2 protein-coding genes are annotated in these 844 nt (G+C 49.9%); both read left to right on the top strand.

What is annotated here, in order from left to right:
• Positions 1–177: hypothetical protein (locus ACWHAR_RS25200; protein ID WP_452088199.1), on the top strand; the 177-nt coding region annotated here is incomplete at its 5' end.
• Between the two features lie 21 nt (positions 178–198).
• Complete coding sequence (locus tag ACWHAR_RS25195) at positions 199–678, top strand: DUF1641 domain-containing protein (RefSeq protein WP_452088198.1); 480 nt, start codon at positions 199–201, stop codon at positions 676–678.
• Positions 679–844 lie beyond the last annotated feature (166 nt).

Genomic DNA, 844 nt, shown 5'->3' with positions numbered 1-844 from the left:
GCGCGCACCAATACACCGGCTTACAAGCAGACCAAGGTTCGTATGGAAGTGCTCGGCGGATGTGCAGAACCGCCGCTTCCGAAAACAAATCGGCGCAATAAGAAACGCCATCCGCAAAACGGGGCTGAAGTCGAGCGGAAATGGAAGCGTCCGGGGTACGTTCATTTAACAGACTAAATCAAAAGGAGGTCATCACACATGGCAGCTCCCATCACCGCCATCCGCAAAGAAGAAAAATCTGAGGAGCAAATAAAGCTTGAAAAACTCGAAGAACTCAAAGCCCTTTTGGCTGAACAGGAAGCCGCCGTTTCAAAAACGATGAAGCTTCTCGGCGAACTGAACGGCCTCGGGGTCCTTGATGCCGCAGACAGCATGATCGGCGCGAAGGAAGACATCGCCAAAATCGTCCTCGGCCAGCTGTCCAAAGAGCCGGCCAAAAACCTGATGAATACAGCCATTGCAGCAGGCGGCGCTCTCTCCAAAGCCGAACCGGAAGTCATGGGGAAACTTGTAGAAAGCATCGTCGCCGGCACAAAACAAGGAGAGGACTTTTTAAAAAGCGATAAAAAAACCGGAGTCCTCGATCTGCTGAAAGCCATGAACGATCCGGACATCAACCGGGCCGTCGGCTTCGGCCTGCAATTTTTAAAAGGCATGGGAAAAGCGCTGAAAGAATAACAAATAAGAAAACCGGCTCACCACTTTGAGCCGGTTTTCCTATTGGCGATAGAAGCACCGTCGCTTTCTGTCGCCTCATTTGCTGTGTGTTTCATCTTTTTTATTCAGCGATTCTTTTAAAATATTAAAAACTGCCGCCGCAATAACGACAGTCATTAACCCTGTC

The sequence above is a fragment of the Bacillus sp. LR--39 genome, from assembly GCF_053613335.1.
Note: the sequence above shows the minus strand (reverse complement) of the source record. Positions and strands in the feature narration are given on the sequence as shown.

What these genes read in the sequence shown, in the direction of transcription:
- ACWHAR_RS25195 (WP_452088198.1), top strand. Translation starts at nt 199, where the DNA reads ATGGCAGCTCCCATCACCGCCATCCGCAAAGAAGAAAAATCTGAGGAG.